18 protein-coding genes are annotated in these 19,991 nt (G+C 37.1%); 8 read left to right on the top strand and 10 right to left on the bottom strand.

Annotation, left to right across the window (positions count from 1 at the left end):
- Positions 1 to 64: 64 nt before the first annotated feature.
- The gene (locus tag LUD75_RS08975) at positions 65 to 232 is read right to left on the bottom strand and encodes a hypothetical protein (protein ID WP_232705335.1); all 168 of its coding nucleotides are present in this window, start codon (positions 230 to 232) and stop codon (positions 65 to 67) included.
- Positions 233 to 605: 373 nt separating this feature from the next.
- On the opposite strand from LUD75_RS08975, the gene LUD75_RS08970 reads away from it, so the two are divergent.
- Entirely contained in the window at positions 606 to 1,499 is an 894-nt protein-coding gene (locus LUD75_RS08970) for a hypothetical protein (RefSeq protein WP_232705334.1), read from the top strand.
- 92 nt (positions 1,500 to 1,591) lie between these two features.
- Here LUD75_RS08970 and argS read toward each other — a convergent pair whose 3' ends face one another.
- From argS to LUD75_RS08925, 9 genes are all read right to left on the bottom strand, one after another.
- Positions 1,592 to 3,355 (bottom strand): arginine--tRNA ligase, encoded by a 1,764-nt coding sequence (argS, locus tag LUD75_RS08965; protein WP_232705333.1) that lies wholly within the window; start codon positions 3,353 to 3,355, stop codon positions 1,592 to 1,594.
- A 67-nt stretch (positions 3,356 to 3,422) separates the two neighbouring features.
- A complete protein-coding gene (locus LUD75_RS08960) occupies positions 3,423 to 4,031 on the bottom strand; it encodes a hypothetical protein (RefSeq protein WP_232705332.1) in 609 nt (202 codons plus the stop codon).
- 24 nt (positions 4,032 to 4,055) lie between these two features.
- Entirely contained in the window at positions 4,056 to 5,438 is a 1,383-nt protein-coding gene (locus tag LUD75_RS08955; protein WP_232705331.1) for an MATE family efflux transporter, read from the bottom strand.
- Between the two features lie 111 nt (positions 5,439 to 5,549).
- The gene (locus LUD75_RS08950) at positions 5,550 to 6,734 is read right to left on the bottom strand and encodes a sigma-54 dependent transcriptional regulator (protein ID WP_232705330.1); all 1,185 of its coding nucleotides are present in this window, start codon (positions 6,732 to 6,734) and stop codon (positions 5,550 to 5,552) included.
- A gap of 206 nt (positions 6,735 to 6,940) precedes the next feature.
- The gene (locus tag LUD75_RS08945) at positions 6,941 to 8,101 is read right to left on the bottom strand and encodes a M20/M25/M40 family metallo-hydrolase (RefSeq protein ID WP_232705329.1); all 1,161 of its coding nucleotides are present in this window, start codon (positions 8,099 to 8,101) and stop codon (positions 6,941 to 6,943) included.
- Positions 8,102 to 8,195: 94 nt separating this feature from the next.
- On the bottom strand, positions 8,196 to 8,534 hold the full coding sequence (locus LUD75_RS08940; protein ID WP_232705328.1) for a hypothetical protein: 339 nt from the start codon (positions 8,532 to 8,534) through the stop codon (positions 8,196 to 8,198).
- A gap of 251 nt (positions 8,535 to 8,785) precedes the next feature.
- On the bottom strand, positions 8,786 to 9,640 hold the full coding sequence (locus tag LUD75_RS08935; RefSeq protein WP_232705327.1) for a nucleoside phosphorylase: 855 nt from the start codon (positions 9,638 to 9,640) through the stop codon (positions 8,786 to 8,788).
- A gap of 242 nt (positions 9,641 to 9,882) precedes the next feature.
- Entirely contained in the window at positions 9,883 to 11,058 is a 1,176-nt protein-coding gene (locus LUD75_RS08930; RefSeq protein WP_232705326.1) for a TIGR03862 family flavoprotein, read from the bottom strand.
- A 232-nt stretch (positions 11,059 to 11,290) separates the two neighbouring features.
- Positions 11,291 to 11,623 (bottom strand): translation initiation factor, encoded by a 333-nt coding sequence (locus LUD75_RS08925; RefSeq protein WP_034975254.1) that lies wholly within the window; start codon positions 11,621 to 11,623, stop codon positions 11,291 to 11,293.
- A gap of 196 nt (positions 11,624 to 11,819) precedes the next feature.
- On the opposite strand from LUD75_RS08925, the gene LUD75_RS08920 reads away from it, so the two are divergent.
- The 7 genes from LUD75_RS08920 (at position 11,820) to map (ending at position 19,952) form a co-directional block, all read left to right on the top strand.
- Positions 11,820 to 12,599 (top strand): hypothetical protein, encoded by a 780-nt coding sequence (locus LUD75_RS08920; RefSeq protein WP_232705325.1) that lies wholly within the window; start codon positions 11,820 to 11,822, stop codon positions 12,597 to 12,599.
- A gap of 125 nt (positions 12,600 to 12,724) precedes the next feature.
- Positions 12,725 to 14,251, top strand: coding sequence for a 2,3-bisphosphoglycerate-independent phosphoglycerate mutase (gene gpmI, locus LUD75_RS08915; RefSeq protein ID WP_232705324.1), 1,527 nt, complete (start codon positions 12,725 to 12,727; stop codon positions 14,249 to 14,251).
- A gap of 164 nt (positions 14,252 to 14,415) precedes the next feature.
- Entirely contained in the window at positions 14,416 to 15,855 is a 1,440-nt protein-coding gene (locus tag LUD75_RS08910) for a helix-turn-helix domain-containing protein (protein WP_232705323.1), read from the top strand.
- A 133-nt stretch (positions 15,856 to 15,988) separates the two neighbouring features.
- The gene (locus tag LUD75_RS08905; protein ID WP_232705322.1) at positions 15,989 to 17,368 is read left to right on the top strand and encodes a T9SS type A sorting domain-containing protein; all 1,380 of its coding nucleotides are present in this window, start codon (positions 15,989 to 15,991) and stop codon (positions 17,366 to 17,368) included.
- A 135-nt stretch (positions 17,369 to 17,503) separates the two neighbouring features.
- Positions 17,504 to 18,481, top strand: a complete 978-nt coding sequence (locus tag LUD75_RS08900; RefSeq protein WP_232705321.1) for an acyl-ACP desaturase — start codon at positions 17,504 to 17,506, stop codon at positions 18,479 to 18,481.
- 135 nt (positions 18,482 to 18,616) lie between these two features.
- Positions 18,617 to 19,048: a hypothetical protein gene (locus LUD75_RS08895; RefSeq protein WP_232705639.1), complete on the top strand. Its 432-nt coding sequence runs from the start codon at positions 18,617 to 18,619 to the stop codon at positions 19,046 to 19,048.
- 94 nt (positions 19,049 to 19,142) lie between these two features.
- On the top strand, positions 19,143 to 19,952 hold the full coding sequence (gene map / locus LUD75_RS08890; RefSeq protein ID WP_232705320.1) for a type I methionyl aminopeptidase: 810 nt from the start codon (positions 19,143 to 19,145) through the stop codon (positions 19,950 to 19,952).
- Positions 19,953 to 19,991: the final 39 nt, after the last annotated feature.

Genomic DNA, 19,991 nt, shown 5'->3' with positions numbered 1-19,991 from the left:
ATTAAATAAAATTAGCGAAAGAATACACTTTCGCCAATTTATTTTGGTCAGTTAAAGAAAACTATTATCCGCCGATGATTTTTGGCGGCGTAGGATGTCCCGTTTCTCCGCCTGTATCTCCTGGTGCTGGTTGTGCAATGGTTGGTGCCGAACCGTCATTTCCACAATTTGAAGTGTTTGAACTTGAAGGATTTGAAAATAATCCCAGTAATATCAATAGTAATTGAGTCATTGTCTTAAAAATTTAAAAAATTAACATTCGTGTTCTTCCTCGCAAAGCTGATTGCGAGCAGTGTACACTGAGTGAAAAAGAAGCGCTTCTTAAATTTTTGGGAAGTCAACCTTCAAAAACGGAAGAGAAATTCCTGCTTCCCAAGCCAGAGATTTTCCTCCGTCTTATCAAGTTGTTTTTTGAGATCAGTTTTGTAACTTTGTTTTTGTAAGGTTTTGTTTATCACTGATTTCTGAGACAAAGATGCAATGTTGACGAACAGAAATGTCAGACAATTCTTGGACACGAATGGACAGGTAGAAATGTGAATTACGGATTTCCGTAAAGTTGGGTGCCAAACAATCATCAATTTTGTAAAGACTAAAAACTAACTATGTCCAAAAAACTACTAATTCGTGAAATTTTTGAGAAAGGAAAAAGAGAGTCGGGGAGAGACAGCAAAAGTGGAATTGCGTATTATCTGAGCTTACATTTTCAAGATAATTTGAAGTTTGAAATCTCAGACAAAACATTTATAAGATATTACAATGCACTTCTAAGAGACAGTGAAGAGGATAAAAATATTGATACGCAGACTCTTGATAAAATGAGTCAATATCTGGAATTCAAAGATTTTAAAGACTTTTGCAAAACAGAAACTTTTACAAAAATTAATCAAGATTCTTCCCGCACCAGCGTGAGCGTGAGAATTGATGATGAAGATGATTCCGACAAAAAACATCCCAATATCACCGTTAACATTACAACAAATCCGATTCTGAAGTTTCAGGAATTTTTAGCAAAACAAAGTGGGTTTGGATTGTTCGGATTAATAATTTTCGGTGGGTTCTTGATAAATAATTATTTTAAGGAAGTAGAAAAGCCGATTGTAAAATTCGCAGAGGTCAAAGGTTCTGAAATAGCAAAGGAAACTCCCAAAAAGGAAATTTCGACTTCAGACGAAAGCAAAAATATTCCTGATGATGATACAAGAATTGAACCTCCTAAAGAGGAAAAAATGCAATGTATGTTTTGGGATGGGAAAGAATATATCCCGGCTCACTGCAGTGAGACTTCAAACGGTTTGATTGCCCTTGATAGGAAATTGGTAGATAATTTCAAAAAGATCACAACGCCAGACACTATTGCTTCAATTAAAAATGTCTGGTATTCCAAACATCAAAATGTAGTAGAGTTTTTCACTTCGGATGGCGTGAATCCTGAAAATGGCAAGGAGTTACACGAATTATCACAGCACATGTTTGATAAATATATAAAAGGAAATTAGGTATAGAAACCAAAAAAACTCCGCCGAAGCAGAGTTTAAGTTTTATTTTAGAATTCTAAGCAAATTGCCAAAAGCCAATTGCCATTAATCAATTACATTCTATTCACCACATTGATTCCAAGCATTGATAAAGCTTTCTTGATCGTCTTCGCAACCAGATCAGAAACCTGAAGACGGAATTGCTTCGCATCCAGATCTTCCTGTTTTACAATTGGATTATTCTGATAGAAAGAGTTGTAAGATTTCACCAGCTCATAAACGTAATTCGCCACCAAAGCTGGACTCAAAGTTTCCGCAGATCGCGCAATCACTTCTTTAAATTCAGCCAAAAGCATAATCACTTCTTTCTCACTTTCATTTGGAACGTAAGCGCCAAAATTTCCTTGTCCAGCATATTCAGCCTTAGCCAAAAGAGACTGGATTCTTGCGTAAGTATATTGAATGAATGGTCCCGTATTTCCATTAAAATCGATACTTTCCGCAGGATTGAAGAGCATTTTCTTTCTCGGATCCACTTTCAAAATGAAATATTTCAAAGCACCCAATCCAACCGTTTCGTAAGATTTCACTTTGTCTTCGTCAGAAAGCGTTTCCAACTTGCCAAGTTCCTCGGATTTTTCTTTCGCAGTGGAAATCATTTCTTCAACTAATTCGTCAGCATCAACCACGGTTCCTTCTCGGGATTTCATTTTTCCTTCTGGCAATTCCACCATCCCGTAGGACAAGTGGTAAAGCTGATCTGCCCATTCATAGCCCAATTTTTTCAAGATCTTGAATAAAACCTGAAAGTGATAATCCTGCTCATTTCCAACCGTATAGATCAATTTCTGAATGTCATTTTCTTTGAAACGCTCAACCGCAGTTCCAAGATCCTGAGTCATATAAACCGAAGTCCCATCCGAACGCAAAAGCAGTTTCTGATCAAGACCTTCATCCGTCAAATCACACCAAACAGAACCATCATCTTTCTTGTAAAGAATCCCACTGTCAAGCCCTTTTTGAATGAGATCTTTCCCAAGAATGTAGGTATTGCTCTCATACTGAACCTGGTCGAAATTAACGCCTAATCTCGAATATGTTTCATTGAAACCAGCATAGACCCACTCATTCATCATCGCCCAAATTTTTCGAACTTCCGGGTCATTGTTTTCCCATTTCAAGAGCATTTCCTGAGCCTGGATGATACTTGGCGCCTGCTTTTTCGCCGTTTCCTCATCTATGCCGTCCGCAACCATTGCTTTGATCTCGGATTTGTATAATTTATCGAATTCCACATAGTAGTTTCCGACCAGTTTATCGCCTTTCAAACCGGTAGATTCAGGTGTTTCGCCGTTTCCAAATTTCTCCCAAGCCAACATCGATTTGCAGATGTGGATCCCACGATCGTTGATAATTTGAGATTTGATGACATTGTAACCGTCAGCTTTCAAGATCTCGGCAACAGAATATCCTAAAAGATTATTTCTAACGTGCCCGAGGTGCAAAGGTTTGTTCGTATTTGGCGAAGAATATTCTACCATCACCGTTGCATTTTTTGGTGTTACATTGTCAAAATCATCCTGAAGTTCAGACAATTGATTTGCGAAGACCACGTCTTTTAGTTTAAGATTCAGGAAACCTTTCACTACGTTGAAGCTGTCGATAAAGTCGATCTCGTTTTTAATCGCTTCTCCAAGTTCGTTTCCAATCGCGTCTGGACTTTTCTTAGCCAGTTTTACCAATGGAAAAATGACGATGGTAAAATCACCTTCGAACTCGGTTTTATTTTTTTGAACATCCAGATTCACGCCTTCCACATTGTAGAGTTTCGGGATGATATCGGATATTTTTGATTGTATATGTTGTATGATATTCATTTCAGAATTTTGTGTTGCAAATTTAAAAATTTAAAATCTCTATTAAGAATTTAAGGTTAAAATGTTTTTATTTACCTGATTTTTCAATTAATTGACACAGTTCAACAAAGTCTTTACCTTGATCATAACTATCAGGACTGGTTCTTGTGACAAAATGATATTTTCCATTAATTAAGACTTCCAGAATCCATTCTTCTCCATCATTAATATTCTTACGTTCTTGAGTTGAAATATTCCAAAAATCAATACTATCAATTTTTTGTAGGATTGCATTCCATTTTTTTGAATTGATTTGTTTTGTCTTATTTCTAACCCTTTTGCCAACTTCATAACCTCCTAAACCATTTGTTCTGTTATATGTTAATATGATTTTACCGTCAATATTTTCTAATCTGTAGGAATATGGATTTGACCAAGTTCCTAAGTGTGTGAACCGTATAGTATTTTGCTTTTCATTTATTTTATTAAATAAAACCGGCTCATTTAAAGTGAATAAATGTTTAGAATACCAATTATTTGTAAATGACCTTAATGAATCATTAGGTCCTGTGTTTATTGTATCTCTCGGATATTTTGTTTCATCAAAAGTTGGAAAGTACAATTCTCCTTTTTCAGTTTTATCATATCGATAATCGGTTGAAACGCTTGCACAACCTATTATTAAAATTATTATCATTAGGTAGAAACATTTTTTCATAGTTTAATTGACTATTAATTCGTTATTATTAATTGCCAAAGCTTTCCTCTTGCTCAACCTCAAAAACCTGATTACCAAAAGAATAGCGGAAATCGTCAATCCAATTCCCAAAGCGATCCACATCCCAAAAGCACCCATTTTCATAGTCACACAAAGGAAATAACCAACCGGAATCGTGAAAACCCAATAAGCCAAAAACGTGATCACACTCGGGATCTTCACGTCCTGAATTCCTCTCAAACAGCCCAAAGCCGTCACCTGGATTCCGTCAGACAATTGGAAAAGCGCAGCGATGATCATTAGTTTTGAAGCCAGTTCAATTACTAAAACATCACTTTCTTTTGTGAAGAAATGAGGCAGAACGTTTCGGAAAACAATGAACATAATGCCGCAAAATCCCATATAAATCAGAGTCAATTTGAAATTATTGATCCCAATTTTTCTTAAGCCTTCAAAATCTCTCACGCCCATTTTGTTCCCAATCATCACCGTCGAAGCGACACTGAAACCAATACAAAGATTAAACGTGAATGAAGCCATCGACAAAGCAATCTGATGCGACGCAATATCCTGTGAACTTACCAATCCACAGATGAAAGCGGCTGCAGCAAAAGCGGTTACTTCAAAGAACATTTGCAAAGCCGTTGGCAATCCAAGCTTGAACATTTTGCTGAACATTTCTTTGCTGAATTCTGCAATCTTTAAAGAGAATTCTTTGATGTATCTTCTTGTTTTCGGTTCTTTTACCAAAACAAAATATAAGAAAACGACCATAAAGATTCTCGCGATCAAGGTTGCTAAAGCCGAACCTTGAACGCCCATTTCTGGAAATCCAAAAAGGCCTTTGATGAAAACATAATTCAAAGCTATGTTAATGACGTTCGCGATAATTGTTGCTTTCGTTACACCAATTGTGAACGACAAACCTTCCGAAACTTCTCTCAAAGTCTGGAACATCATAAATGGAATCATTGTAAACGCCATAATACTCAAAAAGCTGATCGTATTTGGAATGATTTCAACTGGCTGATCCATGTGTCTGATCAATGGAAGTCCTGCTAATAATAAGATCATCAACAAAATCCCAATTCCAAGATTGATCACAAATCCGTGTCTGAAAACGGAATTTATCTTCTCGTGTTTTCCCTGAGAATTAGCCTCAGAAACCAACGGCGGAATTGCAAAAGAAAATCCCAACGCCAAAACGAAAATGGAGAAAAATAGTGCATTTCCCAAAGACACTGAAGCCAAAGCCTGCGCGCCCAAAAGTTTCCCCACGATGATGTTATCGAAGAGATTTACGGACACTTGCCCGACTTGTGTCAACATCACAGGAAGTGCCAGTTTCAGTCCTTGCTGTGTGTACTGTTTATCTAAAAATTTCATTTCTTGTCTAATTTATTTTTTTAAATGAAGACTTCTACCACATAGAATCTCATTTTTTTCCAAAAAAAAACCGCAGAATAAACTGCGGTTAAATATAATATTTAATTAAGTTTATTTCTTTACAAAACTAGCAACGTCATCAGCAGTCACAGGATCAGCACCTAAGATGATCAGCCTTTCCACAACGTTTCTAAGCTCACGGATGTTTCCAGTCCAGTCATATTGCTGCAAAGCTTTGATTGATTTATCATCAAATTTCTTAGCTGCAGAACCATTTTCTGAAGCGATAAGGTTTGTGAAATGCTCTACCAACAATGGAATATCTTCCGCTCTGTCATTAAGAGAAGGAACGCTGATCTCGATCACAGAAAGTCTGTGGTACAAATCCTCACGGAATTTTCCTTGCTCGATTTCTTTAGCTAAATTTTTGTTGGTTGCTGCAATGACGCGGACATCCACTTTAATCTCTTTGTCGCTTCCTACTGGAGAAACTTTACTTTCCTGCAAAGCTCTAAGCACTTTTGCCTGAGCAACCAAACTCATATCACCGATCTCATCCAAGAAAATAGTTCCGCCAGTTGCCTGCTCGAATTTCCCAGATTTATCTTTGATTGCGCCTGTAAAAGAACCTTTCACGTGACCGAATAATTCGCTTTCGATCAATTCTGATGGGATTGCCGCACAGTTCACTTCGATCATTGGTCCTCTTGATCTTTCACTTTGGGAGTGGATTGCGTGAGCTACCAATTCTTTACCGGCACCGTTTGGTCCGGTTACAAGAACTCTTGCGTCGGAAACCGCCACTTTGTCGATGATCTCCTGGATTTTCTTAAGTGCAGGCGATTGCCCGATCATCTGGTATTTTTTATTGACTTTTTTCTTCAGTTGGGAATTTTCCTGCTTCAGATTGGAGTTTGCTTTTTGAAGATTGCCTTTGTCCAAAGCGTTTTTCACACTGGTGATCAATCTGTTGATATCGATTGGTTTTGAGATGAAGTCGTAAGCGCCTTCTCTCAAGCAGCCAACTGCAGTGTCAATATCTGCGTGTCCCGAGATCATGATGAACGTGGTCTCTGGCTTCAAAGCGAGACTCTGTTTCAGCAATTCTGTTCCGGAGATTTTTGGCATTTTGATATCAGAAATTACCAAAGCAAAATCTTCTTTCTCTATAAATTTGAAACCCTCAAGACCATCTTCGGCTATTTCGAATTGGTATTCAGGAAGTTCGTCCGATAAAATACTGTGTAGAACGCCGGATATTGCTTTTTCGTCCTCTACGATTAAGATTTTTTGCATAGGTGCAAAGATACAAATTTTTGATTTCGTAATACGAAATTATTATGATTGTTTATTCCGAAAAATGAAATATGGAAATATTCTAAAGAACTCCGATATTTAAATGGGAAAAGAAAACTTCAAAATTATTGCAGCCCGACTTGAGTGGATCCCGATGTAAAATCGGGAGGGAACGGAAGGCGGATAAAGCTGCCCAAACAATTGATTTATTCTACAATAATTTTCTTGGTGATGACTTGATCTTCAACTTTGAAAGTTCCAAGATAAATCCCTTTTGATAAATGCGAAATATCAAGTCTGGTTTGGTTTTCGGTTTTGCTCAAAGTCTTACCCTCAAAATCTGTAATGGTGAATGTAAAATTCTGTGTTTTGCTGTTCAAAAATTCCAATTGTAAATAATCTTTTGCAGGATTTGGATAAAACCTGAAACTTTTGACTACTTCTTTTGGTGTGCAAATATCCAAAGTCTGGGAAGCCACTGCGAAGTGCTGAACGGCTCCGGTTGTGGCTTTCGCAATGTTGTAAATGTAAACCGGATCAAGATTGATGTATTTATCGTTTGCTGTGTGAGCGTACGGCGTTTCATTGTATTCGAACAAACCGGTAATGATTTCGCCATTGGCCTGAAAAGGCATATAATCTGAAGCGTAAGCGTAGCTAAGATTGGTTTTCAGTGGAGAATAAAGCTTCACACAATTGATCAGCTGCTGTGTAAAAGTATTTGAAGCTGCATTATTTAAGCTCGGACTGTTGGACTCGTCTCTTTCGCAAGTTACTGTGTCATTGGTTTGTCCCTTGATGCCGCCCACTTCATCGATGTTGAGAACCAAACGGATATTCATTTTTGGACTTGTTGCGTTCACAACGCTTGACACGTAATGTGCTGAACCCAAAAGTCCTTGCTCTTCACCAGAGAAGTTGATAAATTTGATGGAATAATCTGTTGGAATGTTTTTCAAAAGCCGGGCAACTTCCAGCATTACCGAAACGCCACTTCCGTTGTCATTGGTTCCGGGACCTGTGATGGTGTCGTAATGACCGCAGATAATGATGTAGATGTTTGGGTACTTTGTTCCCTGTTTTGTAAGAATAAGGTTAGAAGTTGTTTGTCCGTTATAAGTGAAATTATCTTTTGCGATATCAGTTTCCGAATATCCGAAAGATAAATATTTATTCTTCAGCCAAGTGTAAGCATTGTTGTTTGCAGTAGAACCGGTAGTTTTTACGCCCAACGCTTCGAATTCCTGTAGATAAGTGTTGATGTTTGTCTGAGAAACCAGATTACTGACATTAGCGTAATCTTGATTGAAGGTTTGAGAATTCGCAAAAAATCCTAAAAATAAAGCTGAGAAAATTAAGTTTTTCATTTTATAACGCAATAATTTGCAAATATAAATAAAAAGGAGAAGACTTGATAATTGCCTTCTCCTTTCTTTGTAAAAAACTATACTAACTTAAAAACTAATTCGTTGCTTTTCTGACTTCTGCTTTTACATCTTCGCTAGCATCTTTGGTTTTTTCCCAAGCGTCAGAAGCGGTATCTTTTGTGCTTTCCCAAGCTTTTTCTGCGAAGTCTTTTGTGTCTTCCCAAGCTTCGGTAGCACTTGATTTTAGATTTTCGAAGAATCCGTCTCTTGTTGGCTCTTCATTTTTTCTTTTTTGTTCATCAATGTAATTTCTTGCTTTGTCAGCATATTCATTGACTGTGTTTTTTGTTTTATCAGCAGCATTCTCTAGTGAGTTTTCTGTTTTGTTTACTGCTCTTTCTGCGTCGTTATAATTTTGATCTTGAGTGCTCATAATAATTTATTTTGTGAGTTAAAAATTGAAAAATTTGATTTGATACAATCAATTATTCAATTTGAATGCCGCAAAGTCTTAACGAACGTTAAAGTAATTATAAATAAAACCAAACAAGAAAAAAGCAACACTCATTTCTGGATGCTGCTTTGTACTTAATAAGAAAATTTCTTTCCCCAACCCTAAAGGGTGAAAATTTTCGTTAATGGAATTCGGCTCCCTTTAGGGATGGGATAAACGAATTCCATTTTCTATTTAATAATTCTCTCAAGAACCCACTCAATCATCATTTTCTCCGATGCGTGGTGGTCGCTTGCAAATTCGCCTCGTCTTCTGTTGGCGATGACACAGTTGACGGTCAAAGCTTTGTGGCCTAGCAATTTTGAAAGGCCGTAGATCGCGGAAGTTTCCATTTCGAAGTTGGAAACGCCAAGGTCATTCAATGTTTCAAGGAATTGGTCATCCAAAGCCTTCAATCTCAACTGGCGACCTTGTGGTGCGTAGAAACCTGGGAAGGTCGCGGTGTTTCCTCTGTACTTTGCATCGGCGTAATAGTCAGAAATATCTTCTGCCCAATCTGAGAAATACAACATTGGCTTGATTTTCTCGTAAGGGAATTTTGCCAAGAAGTTTTTGCTGAATTCATTTTCGAAGGCATAATCCTGATAGAAATGCAAAAGTCCGTCAAGGCCGACCACATTTTCTGTCACCAACATATTATTGACCTCGATGTCCGGATTCACACTTCCGCAAGTTCCCAAACGGAAAAGTTCCAAGGCTTTATGTTCTTTTTTAAATTCCTTAGCCTTCAAATCGATGTTGACCAAAGCATCCAGCTCGTTCATCACGATATCGATATTCTCAGTCCCGATTCCGGTGGACATCACGGTAATTCTCTCGCCACGCAAAGTTCCGGTGTGCGTGTAGAATTCTCTTTTATTCTTTTTGACGTCAATCGTGTCGAAATACTTTGAAACTTTTGGAACTCTGTCCGGATCGCCCACCAAGATTACTTTTTCGGCAAGGTCTTCGGGAAGAAGATTAAGGTGATAAACACTTCCGTCGTCGTTTAGGACCAGTTCGGAATCTGCTAATTTGTTGATCATATTGTTGATTTATAATTTAAAAGATTAAAAAATTAATGATTAAAGGATGCACTAATTTTTGAAATTAAAAAGGTTTTAAAGTTAACAAAATTCTCCACTTGCAACCACAAAAGTCATAAAAGCTTTAATTTAGTTTTTTATCAGATTGTTCCAAAGTCGTTTTTAGATTGTAATACATTAAAGCTCAAAAGGATTTGAGATAGATTTTGCGCGCCTTGTGAAAAACTTTGTGCTCTTCGTGGTTACGACTTCGCAATCTCATCAGCCACAAAAAATCCCGTGCTGAAGCAAGCCTGCAAAAGATAACCGCCAGTTGGTGCTTCCCAATCTATCATTTCGCCAGCGCAGAAAACGTTTGGGAATTTGTTTAGCTCAAGTTTATTATTCAATTCTGAAAAAGAAACTCCGCCCGAAGTCGAAATCACTTCATCAATTGGTCGGTAGCTAAGAATCTCAATCGGAAATTTTTTGATTGTTTTGGATAGATTCTCAATGTCCGTGTAGCTATCTTTGTCTAATGTTTTCAAGAGATTGAGCGCCGTTGTCGATAGTTTTAGTTTCCGTTTCAAAACCTGACTTATCTTTTCAGTTCCGTTTAATGCTTCGAAGATTTCTGCTTCTGAGAGATTTGGTTTTAAATCGATGTTGATGATTAATGGTAAATCGTGTTTTCTCGTGAAGCGATTCAGATAATAAATCGGACTTCCTTCGATGCCATATTTTGTAAAAACCACTTCTCCGATTTTATCATTTCCCTCGAAAGAAACTTTGATATTTTTAAGGTATTGACCTTGCAGTTGGTGAAATTTAGAGTCCGTATCATACCCGGAATTTGCAGACTCCAAAGGCGTAATGTCAATATTTTTTGATTTTAAAATCTCAATCCACTTCGCATCAGAACCAGTCTTTTTCCAGGAACCGCCACCCATCGCCAATATTAATTTTGAATAGTTAACTTTTAGTTCGTTCTCTTTATTTTTAATGTTAACATAATTCTCATCGAAATCAAGAAAAGTATGCTCATAATGAATGACAACGCCCAATTGCTCCAACCTGTCCAGCCAAGCTTTCAAAACCTGAATCGGCTTGAAATTCTTCGTAGGAAAAATCTTCCCAGAACTTCCAACATAAGTCGTAATTCCCAAATCAGAAAGCCAATCCATCACTTTTTTATTGTCGAAGTTCTTTACAATCTCCCGAATTTCCGGCGCATCATATTTTCCAATAAAAGATTCTAATTCCTCACTATGCGTCAGGTTGAAACCGCCATTTCCAGCCACCAGAAATTTCCTTCCCGAAGCTTTGTTTTGCTCGAATATTTGAACTTTGAAGCCTTTTTCAGCAAGGATTTGTGACGCCATCAGTCCCGCAGAACCAGCGCCAATTATGATGATTTGATTATCAGGGATTTGTTTCAAAAGGGCGGTTTTTTCTTAGAAGATTGGAAGATTGGAAATTAACACGAAGGCACTAGGTTTTTTAATGATGTCTTTTGTTTTAAGGCACAAAGTTTAGCTTTGCCAAAAATAAAAAAATCAAAGATTTTCATTGTGCCTTAAAAAGTGATTGATTGTGAAAAAAATCTTTGTGCCTCTGTGTTTAACCAACAAAGCAAAAATCATTCATCACCTATCATTCATCATTTATAAATCAACCTCCGACACGTTTCGTTTTGTAGCCCATTTCTTTTAGGATGGTCATTATTTTGTCGCGGTTGTCGCCTTGGATGATGATGACGCCGTCTTTTTCCGAGCCACCGATGCCGAGTTTTGTTTTGATTTTTTTGGAGATTTCTTTCAGGCCTTCGTCGTCGCCTTCCCAGCCTTCTATGATGGTGACGGGTTTTCCGTTTCTGCCTTTCTTCTCGAATTTGCAAACGAGCGGTTCTTTCTGTTTGAAGTTTTCTTTTTCTTCATCCGGCATTTCAAAATCCTGCTCATCGTGCCCAGGAAAAAGGTTTTTCAGTTGGTCTCTCAAGTCCATTATGTCAATTTTAATAAGGGTTTTAAAGGTAGTGATATTTATTATTCTGGGAAAGATTGTGGTGAGGAAATGTGTTGTGGTTTTTTAAGATAGATTGATGTTGTATAATGTTTTGATAATTAAATAAATTCATTCTTTTACTCTAAAGTATTTAATTAGATGGTAATTTGTATATTTGGGTATTAGGTGATTTTATATGATAAAAAAATACTTTTCTCAAATTCTAAAAAAAGTAAAGCGGATTAAATGGAAAGAAATTCGTTCATCTAATTTTATTAGTATAATTGCTTTGTTCATTTCTTTGATAACTTTTTATTATCAATTTTTTAATGTAAAACACGAAATACTCTATTCTAACTTTGTACCCGATGTTAATAATGACTCTGATACCTTGAAAGTTCCTGTTTTCTTTAAAAATAGTGGGAATCAAACAGAAATAATTTTAGATGGAAATCTCATTATGGAGGTCAAAACGGAAAATAATGAAAACTACTTTAAAAGGATTGGTGATTCAAACAAAAATCAATTTCCAATTATATTAAATGCTAATGAAAATAAATATTTAGTATTATCATCCAATTACAATGATTATTTATTTGGAAGTCTTGAAATAAGTCCAAATGGAACAAATTTTAGAGAGTTCACTATTTTAGATAGTTTAAAACTTAAAATGACAACACAGTTTATAACAAAAGATGGTATTTTATCAAATGATACAATTGATGTAGGATATATTACTTTTGGTCCAAATAGAAAAATTGTTCGTTTGGATTATAATGCAACTAAATTAAGAGCATTAAATTTAAATGAGAATGATACTGAAATTGGTGGTGGTACTTTTTTTTCACATACAATATCAGGAACTGTAGATTTAAAAAATCCTGCAGATATAGAAAAGCATAAAGCAATGCTCAAATATGCTAAAAAAACAATTAATGATTCTACTTTAAATGAAGTGTTAGAAAAAGTTGAATAAAATTTATCGTTGTTTTTGTAAAGCAACTTATCTCGTAATAATTACAATCTCAAAAAAACACCCATCAAAATTCCACATTCCCCATTCCATTTCGTAAATTTGTATAAACAAAATAAGAAATCAAAATGTCAAAAAAAGCAATCCTTGCAATATTAGACGGCTGGGGAATCGGTCTTAATGACGAAGTTTCCGCTCTCAAACAAGCCAAAACGCCTTTTATAGATTACGCCCTTCAAACTTTTCCAAGCACAACCCTCGAAGCAAGTGGTTTGGCCGTTGGTCTTCCCGCTGGTCAAATGGGAAATTCCGAAGTTGGACATATGAATCTCGGCGCCGGTAGAGTCGTTTACCAAAACCTGGTAAGATTGAATATGGCGGTAGAAACCGGAAGTCTCGGAAGAGAGCACGTCATCCAAGAAGCTTTCGAATACGCAAAAGCAAACAACAAAAAAGTACATTTCATCGGTTTGGTTTCCAACGGTGGTGTGCATTCCCATATCAATCACCTGAAAGGCTTATTGACCGCCGCGCACGAATTTGGACTGAATGACAATGTCTTCGTTCACGCTTTCACAGACGGCAGAGATTGCGACCCGAAATCTGGAAAAGGCTTCATAGAGGAACTTCTAGCGCATATGAAATCCACAACCGGAAAACTGGCTTCTTTGATTGGTCGTTACTACGCGATGGACAGAGATAGACGTTGGGAGCGCGTAAAGTTGGCTTACGACCTAATGGTAAACGGCGTTGGAAAAGAATCTAAAGATTTTGTACAGTCGATTCAAGAATCTTATAACGAAGATGTGACGGATGAGTTTATCCAGCCAATTGTTGCGATTCAGAATCATTTTCCGATTGGTAAAATTGAAGACCACGATGTTGTGATTTCTTTCAATTTCCGTACAGACAGAGGTCGCGAAATCACAGAAGTGCTTTCTCAGCAGGACTTCCCGGAATATGGAATGAAAAAGCTGGACTTGTACTATGTGACTTTGACGAATTATGATAAATCTTTCCACAACGTTAAAGTTGTTTTCGATGAGAATGTTCTTGCCAAAACAATGGGTGAAGTGTTGGAATCTGCTGGGAAATCTCAAATCAGAATTGCCGAAACAGAAAAGTATCCACACGTGACGTTCTTCTTCTCAGGCGGCCGCGAGGCAGAATTTGTTCAGGAAAGAAGATTGCTTTGCCCAAGTCCGAAAGACGTAGCAACCTACGATTTGAAGCCGGAAATGTCCGCTTACGATATTACAAACGCGATCGTTCCGGAATTGGAAAAGGAAAGTGCAGATTTCATTGTTCTGAACTTTGCAAATACGGATATGGTTGGTCACACAGGTGTTTTTTCAGCAGCGGTAAAAGCGGCGGAAGTGGTGGATTCCTGCATCAAGAAAGTGGCAGAAACGGCTTATGAGCACGGATATGCAGTTTTCATTTTGGCAGACCACGGAAACTCAGATGTGATGATCAATCCGGATGGTTCTCCAAACACGCAGCATTCTACGAATTTGGTTCCGTTCATCGTGATGGACAAAGACCACACCTGGAATTTGACGCCGGGAAAACTGGGCGATGTTGCTCCAACGATCCTTAAAGTGATGGGTGTAGATATTCCTGAAGAAATGACAGGGAATGTTATTGCAAATTAAAATTAAATTATAAATTAAAATAGGAAGTCGGTTTTTTATAGGCCGGCTTTTTTTGTGGTTTTAAGTGGTAATTATTTGCTTAATTTTGTTAATGATTAGAGTCAATTTTTTATTTAATTAAATCTATGCGTCAGCTCCTGTTCCTATTCATAATTTTTTTTTCTGTGCAAAATTCTGCGCAGGATAAAACTGATATTGTAGAAACTGCAAATGAAAAAGAAAGCAAAGCGCTAATGGAATTGGCGGTTGCGTATTTTAAAAAGAATGATTTTAAAAAATCCACACAGCTTTTATTTCAGGCAAAAGATCTCGCGGAAGAAAGCAACAATCACGGACTGACGGCCAAGATTTACGGTTCGCTGGCTCATCAATATATGCAGCTGAATCTGGATGATAATGCCAAAAAGTATCTGGACAAAGCCATTCAGCAAATCAATCAAATGCCTGAAGGTGATGAAAAAAAATTGTTCAAAGGTCTTTCTTACCTCGATTTGGGAAATATAACTTTTGACGAGAAAAAATTTGTTGATGCTAATCTTTATTATAAAAAATCCCTTAAAGAATTCCTGTCGGCAAAATCAGCGAAGAATATTCCGGTTTATCATTACAGACGATCTTTATACAATATTGGTAATTCGTTTATTAACATTAATAAAATAGATTCTGCGGAGCTATTTCTCAATAAAGCATTGGTCATAAAAGATGATGAGAATATAGAGCTTAATTTTTTTATAACAACTTCATTATCTCAGATTTACACTCAAAAAGGATTATATCAGCGCGCTATTGATTCTTTGACGAACATCATTAATAATAAAAATCTGAATAACGTCCGTCTGGAATCTGATATTTATTACGCACTTTCTCAGAACTACAAAAAGATTGGGGATTATGACAAATCCATTTTTTATAATGAGAAATATGTAAAGCTGGATAACGCCAACAAAGAGAAGGAGTTCAAAGCGATTAATTCTGCAATGAATGAGGAACAGAAGGATTTCAAAGCGGAAATTTCCGATGCAGACAGCAATACAAAATGGGTTGCTCTGATTAGTTTTGTATTTCTTGTTCTGTTTTTGTTATTTATATTTTATCTGTTATATAAAAGGAAAAAGGAAAGATCTGCTTTTGAACAAGTCATTAACCATCTGAAACGCGACCAGAATGTCATTAAACAAGCAAATCCTTCGGAAAAACACGAACTGAAAACAGATAGATTTAATGTTCCTGAGCTGGCTGAAAAAGAATTGCTCATTAAACTTTCGAAATTCGAAGAGTCGGGGAAATTCACCAATCCGAAACTCAATATTTCCAATCTCGCAGTCGCTCTGAAAACTAATACAAGTTATCTTTCCGATGTCATCAATCATCACAAAGGAAAGAATTTCAACAGTTACATTAATGAATTGAGAATCGCCTACATCTGCGAAAAAATTTATAATAACAAAGAATATCTGAATTACAAAATCAGCTATTTGGCAGAGGAAAGCGGCTTCACTTCCCACAGTGCATTTGCTACGGTTTTCAAAAATATCACAGGGATTTCGCCTTCTGCTTTCTTGCGCGAGGCTTCTAAAAATTTCAATCAAAAAACAATTGAATAAATTATAATATTCTGATTTATAATTGTTTAATTAAGTATATTGTCTTTCAAAATTGAGGATTTTGGAAGGTGTTTCTTAGGATTTTATGATTATTCACAATAGTTTAGCTTCAAATAAAATTTAATAGATTGATATGAAGACAAACTTATTTTTTGCGTTTCTGTTATCCGGATTTTTAGGATTTGCACAGAGCAATTGTAATTACGGCATTGGCTCGGACCAGACTTCAAATGGAGAAAATATCACAACCGGAGGTGGTTTTGAATACAGTGCCGCAACAGATTTTGACGTTGAATACGGAAAAATACTGACAGCAAAAGAATTGACATTTAATGTCATAAAAGGTGCTGCAAATGTGAGCTCAGTCAAAGTTAACATCCTGAAAGAATTTGAAGGAATGCCTGGCGAAATGCTTCACGCTTTTACAGATTTGACGCCTACTTCTCAGGCTTTGGTGTATGAAACTGGGGAAGAAAATTTGGCGGCTTATAAGATTGCCGTCACTTTTCCTGAAAGCTTTAACCTTCCCAAAGGCAAATATTTTGTGCAGATTCAGGCAAAGAATGCAGATGCATCGCCGGTATTTTGGGAGATTACAAAAGAAACAACCCGAAAAGTGGGAAGATTTGATTATACAAAAATGAATGCAGAACCTTGGTTTGGCGGTTTTTCCTACTATGATCACGTTTTTGCTATCACAGGAAATTGTAATGATACAGGAGAGCCAGAGCAGGATTTCGGAACCGCATACAGCCAAGGCACTGCAGGAAACAATTACGAGACGGGCGGAAGTATGGTAGGCGTAAGTTTGGCTGATGACTTCATCGTTCCCGAGGATAAGAAATTTACATTTACAAAATTTAAAATGTCAACCTTACAACTTGGTAATGTAAAAAAAGCTACCATCAATGTAAGATCTTCCCAAAATGATATGCCGGGAGAAATCCTCTTTTCTTTTGAAAACATAGGCCCAAAGACAGAGAATTTCTATGGCTACCATACAGTAGGCGGTTATCCGCTGGATGTGGTTGCAGCAGATTTGGAATTTGAATGGAACCAGCCGGTCGAATTGTTACCAGGTAAATATTTCATCGAAGTTATCTCTACGCCGCAGCCTTTTACGGATTATCAGCGTTGGGAAGCGACTTCGCAGCCGGGAACAGGATATGATTCTTACACATCTTATGACGGCGGAGAATCTTGGGAGGCGAATGCGGGTTACAATTTTGTTTTTGAAGTTTCTGGATTTACAAAACAGTTTTTGGCTGTTGATGATCTTAAAAACAATACCATATCAGTTTATCCAAATCCAGTTTCGGATGTTTTGAATATTAATTCAATTAAAGAAATTAAAAAAGTTGTGGTTTATAATTCTGTTGGACAGATGGTTAAAACTTCTGATAAACTTCAGGATTCTAAATTGGATATTTCAGATCTTTCACAAGGTGTTTATTTTGTAAATGCAATTCTAGAAAATGGTGAGACGAAGACTTTTAAGATGATTAAAAAATAATTATAGTTAGTTTATATTTTTACAAAACCTGATCACAATTTTTTGGATCAGGTTTTGTTTGTATCAAAGTTAATAAACGGAAAACCAATAAATGGTTTTTATCGTATCTTTGAAGACAGAAAATAATAAAAGTTAATGCACGAAAAAGAGTTACAAATAGAAGTTATGAGATCGATGGAAAAGAATATGGATGAGTTTATCGCATCATATCTGACACCGATCGAAAAAATTTGGCAGCCTTCGGATTTCCTTCCGGACAGTTCCAGCGACAATTTCAAATACGAAATTGAGGAGTTGCAAACCTTTGCCAGAGAAATGCCTTATGACCTTTTTGTAACATTAATCGGAGACTGCATTACCGAGGAAGCATTGCCAACCTACGAATCTTGGTTAATGAACCTCGATGGTGTAAATCAGGAAAAAAATACAGGTTGGACCAAATGGATCAGAGCCTGGACCGCTGAAGAAAACCGTCACGGTGATCTTTTGGGGAAATATCTTTATCTCTGCGGACGCGTGAATATGCGCGAAATGGAAATCACAACACAACATTTGATCAGCGACGGTTTCGATATTGGAACGAGTTCAGATCCTTATAAAAATTTCGTTTACACCAGTTTTCAGGAAACGGCAACCAATATTTCGCACAGAAGAGTAGGGACTTTGGCAAAGCAATCCGGAAACAAAAAACTGGCTCAGATGTGTGGCGTCATTGCAGCAGACGAAGCCAGACACGCCAAAGCTTACAAAGATTTTTCTGCCAGAATTTTTGAAATGGATGCCAGCGGAATGATGCTTGCCTTCGAAGATATGATGAGAAGGAAAATCGTAATGCCGGCTCATTTATTAAGAGAATCCGGACAGAAAGCCGGTGAACTTTGGGAACACTTTTCCGATGCTGCGCAGAGAGCAATGGTTTACACAGCTCAGGATTATATCAATATCCTTTCTGATCTTTTGGATGAATGGAAAATCGACAGTATGAAAAATCTGAACGACAAAGCGGAAAGAGCGAGAGATTATCTGATGAAATTACCAAACAGATTGCAGAATATTTCAGATAGAATAAAAACGCCGGAACTGCCTTACAGTTTCAAATGGGTTAAAAGTTAATATAATGCGCTGAATCAGCGCATTTTTTCATGAATTACAATTTAAAGTTGATTGTGAGTCTTTTATTTTTTCTCTATTTTCTTTCATCCACATAATTTGTATATTTGCTCACTATTTTACAAAAACTACACAATGATAAAAAGTAACAAAAAACTGGCTATCGATTTTGACGGAACTGTTGTCGACGATGCTTATCCAGGAATTGGAAAGGCAAAGACATTTGCTTTTGAAACGCTGAAAAAGCTTCAGGGCGAAGGTTACCGTCTGATTCTTTGGACTTACCGCCACGGCAAATCACTGGATGAAGCAATCGAATTCTGCAGAAAAAACGGTTTAGAATTTTATGCAGTCAACTCAAGTTTCGAAGGCGAAGTTTTCGATCACGAAACACAATCCAGAAAAATAGATGCCGATCTTTTCATAGATGACAGAAATCTTGGGGGATTCCCCGGATGGGGCGAAATCTATCAGATCATCAATGAAAGAATTGAATTCCAGGTGGCTGGAGGAGAAGTCCATGCTTACTCCAAAATGAAAAAAGAAAAGAAAAAAGGCTTATTTTGGTAAGTCTTTTTTGTAAAACGTATTAATGTAAAAAGTATTAATGTATCAATTGAAGGTACATTTTACATTTTACATTTTACATCAATACAATATAATAATGATTCAACTCAAAACAACAGAGGAGCTTCGGTTGATGAAGCAAAGTGCAAGATTGGTTTCCCAGACATTGGGAATGTTGGCAAAGGAAATAAAACCGGGCATCAATACTTTGTCTCTTGACAAGTTAGCACACGAATTCATAAAAGACCACGGTGCTGAACCTGCATTTTTGGGTTATGGCGGCTTTCCGGCTTCACTTTGTATCTCTCCGAATGACCAAGTTGTTCATGGCTTTCCAAATACCGATATTTTGAAGGAAGGCGATGTTTTGTCTGTGGATTGTGGTGTTTTCTGGAACGGATTCGTTGGCGATCACGCTTACACTTTTGAAGTTGGAGAAGTCTCTGCCGAGAACAAAAAATTGCTGAGAGTTGCAAAAGAATCTTTGTACAAAGGCATTGAGCAATGTATCAGAGGAAAACGTGTTGGCGATATTTCCAATGCGATTCAGAAACATTGTGAAAAAGAAGGTTATGGTGTTGTCCGCGAATTGGTTGGACACGGTGTTGGCAGAAAAATGCACGAAGATCCTCAAGTTCCTAATTACGGAAAACCCGGAAGCGGAAAAGTCCTGAAAGACGGCATTTGCCTTGCCATCGAACCAATGATCAACCTTGGAACAGAGAAAGTGAAATTCCATAGTGACGGCTGGACGGTGACGACTTTGGACAACAAAACATCTGCCCATTTCGAACACGATGTTTGTATCATCAATGGAAAACCGGTTTTGCTCTCTACTTACGATTACATTTACGAAGCTTTAGGAATCAAATCCGATGAGGAAAAAGCATTTCAGCTGGATTTTTAATTAATTTAAATTTGTACTATTTAACGACGAAGTTGTGAC

The sequence above is a fragment of the Epilithonimonas sp. JDS genome (assembly GCF_021261315.1).
GTDB lineage: Bacteria > Bacteroidota > Bacteroidia > Flavobacteriales > Weeksellaceae > Epilithonimonas.
Note: the sequence above shows the minus strand (reverse complement) of the source record. Positions and strands in the feature narration are given on the sequence as shown.